The organism is Klebsiella sp. MS 92-3, assembly GCF_000195655.1.
GTDB lineage: Bacteria > Pseudomonadota > Gammaproteobacteria > Enterobacterales > Enterobacteriaceae > Klebsiella > Klebsiella pneumoniae.
The window spans coordinates 69,137-71,579 of record NZ_GL882814.1; the positions used below are offsets into that span (position 1 = coordinate 69,137).

A 2,443-nucleotide genomic window follows, 5' to 3' on the forward strand; every position below is an offset into this window, starting at 1 on the left:
CGGTCATCCGCCCCGGCGGTAGCCATGGTCCTGCCGTAGCGGCGCGGTGTTTGTCCGGGCCCGGGAAAACCTTTTTTCCAGGCCCGGCACGACGTCCGTTATCCGTTGTCCGGCGCAAACACCCCGGCGGCGACCTGCGCCGGGGTGACCACCCCGCTGTCCAGCACCCAGCCGCTTATCAGCCCAGCAGGCGTGACGTCGAACGCCGGATTGTAAACGGCGGCCCCCGTCGGCGCCCACTGTACCGCGCCGAAGCTGCCCGCCACTCCGGTCACTTCCGCCGCCGCGCGCTGCTCAATGGGGATCGCCGCCCCGTTCGGGCAATGGCGGTCGAGGGTGGTCTGCGGGGCAGCGACGTAAAACGGGATCTGGTGATAATGGGCCAAAACCGCCAGAGAATAGGTGCCGATTTTATTCGCCACGTCGCCGTTGGCGGCGATACGGTCGGCGCCGACCCACACCGCATCCACCTGCCCCTGCGCCATCAGGCTGGCGGCCATTGAATCGGCGATCAGCTGATAGGGCACGCCCAGCTCGCCCAGCTCCCAGGCGGTTAAACGACCGCCCTGCAGCAGCGGCCGGGTTTCATCAACCCATACGTTGGTCACTTTTCCCTGCCGGTGCGCCAGCGCGATAACGCCCAGGGCGGTCCCTACCCCGGCGGTCGCCAGGCCACCGGTGTTGCAGTGGGTCAGCAGTCGACTGCCGGGCTTCACCAGCGCACTGCCCGCCTCAGCGATGCGGTCGCACAGCTGTTTATCTTCTTCGACCAGACGCAAGGCTTCCGCTTCCAGCGCCTGCGGGTAATCCTCCCGGGCCAGCGCCTGCTTCATGCGATCCAGATTATTCATCAGGTTGACCGCCGTCGGCCGCGCCGCGCGCAGCGTCTCCAGCGCCTGCTGGAGTGCATCCCGGTTCAGGCCGCGCTGGGCCAGCAGAGCCAGCAGCAGGCTGGCGGACAGGCCAATCAGCGGCGCGCCGCGCACCCGCAGGGTATGAATATGGTCCACCAGCAGCGCAACGTTATCCGCCGCCAGCCAGCGTTTTTCCTGCGGCAAGGCCTGCTGGTCGAGAATAAAAAGCTGATTTTCACTCACCCGCAGGCTGGTGGTCTGTAATGTCTGCATGTCGTTAAATCCCTGTTGCGTTGTTGTATCACATTGTGTCAGGATGGAATCCAGAAGTATAGACGTCTGAACGGCTTAATCAGAATTCGAGGATCGAGGCAATGTCGCAATACCATACCTTCACCGCCCACGATGCCGTGGCTTACGCGCAGCAGTTCGCCGGCATCGACAACCCATCTGAGCTGGTCAGCGCGCAGGAAGTGGGCGATGGCAACCTCAATCTGGTGTTTAAAGTGTTCGATCGCCAGGGCGTCAGCCGGGCGATCGTCAAACAGGCTCTGCCCTACGTGCGCTGCGTCGGCGAATCCTGGCCGCTGACCCTCGACCGCGCCCGTCTGGAGGCGCAAACTCTTATCGCCCACTATCAGCACAGCCCGCAGCACACGGTAAAAATCCATCACTTTGATCCCGAGCTGGCGGTGATGGTGATGGAAGATCTTTCCGACCACCGCATCTGGCGCGGAGAGCTTATCGCTAACGTCTACTATCCCCAGGCGGCCCGCCAGCTTGGCGACTATCTGGCGCAGGTGCTGTTTCACACCAGCGATTTCTACCTCCATCCCCACGAGAAAAAGGCGCAGGTGGCGCAGTTTATTAACCCGGCGATGTGCGAGATCACCGAGGATCTGTTCTTTAACGACCCGTATCAGATCCACGAGCGCAATAGCTACCCGGCGGAGCTGGAGGCCGATGTCGCCGCCCTGCGCGACGACGCTCAGCTTAAGCTGGCGGTGGCGGCGCTGAAGCACCGTTTCTTTGCCCATGCGGAAGCGCTGCTGCACGGCGATATCCACAGCGGGTCGATCTTCGTTGCCGAAGGCAGCCTGAAGGCCATCGACGCCGAGTTCGGCTACTTCGGCCCCATCGGCTTCGATATCGGTACCGCCATCGGCAACCTGCTGCTGAACTACTGCGGCCTGCCGGGCCAGCTCGGCATTCGCGATGCCGCCGCCGCGCGCGAGCAGCGGCTGAACGACATCCACCAGCTGTGGACCACCTTTGCCGAGCGCTTCCAGGCGCTGGCGGCGGAGAAAACCCGCGACGCGGCGCTGGCTTACCCCGGCTACGCCTCCGCCTTTCTGAAAAAGGTGTGGGCGGACGCGGTCGGCTTCTGCGGCAGCGAACTGATCCGCCGCAGCGTCGGACTGTCGCACGTCGCGGATATCGACACTATCCAGGACGACGCCATGCGTCATGAGTGCCTGCGCCACGCCATTACCCTGGGCAGAGCGCTGATCGTGCTGGCCGAGCGTATCGACAGCGTCGACGAGCTGCTGGCGCGGGTACGCCAGTACAGCTGAGTGCGCCTGTTTTTT

The 2,443-nt window shown here is 63.7% G+C and carries 2 protein-coding genes; one reads left to right on the plus strand and one right to left on the minus strand.

The features are described 5' to 3' along the window. Positions 1 to 98 precede the first annotated feature (98 nt). A complete protein-coding gene (mtnA, locus tag HMPREF9538_RS12935; RefSeq protein ID WP_009485215.1) occupies positions 99 to 1,127 on the minus strand; it encodes an S-methyl-5-thioribose-1-phosphate isomerase in 1,029 nt (342 codons plus the stop codon). A 101-nt stretch (positions 1,128 to 1,228) separates the two neighbouring features. Between mtnA and mtnK the strand changes: the two genes are divergently transcribed. Next, positions 1,229 to 2,428, plus strand: coding sequence for an S-methyl-5-thioribose kinase (mtnK, locus tag HMPREF9538_RS12930; RefSeq protein ID WP_009485216.1), 1,200 nt, complete (start codon positions 1,229 to 1,231; stop codon positions 2,426 to 2,428). The last annotated feature ends 15 nt before the right edge of the window (positions 2,429 to 2,443 follow it).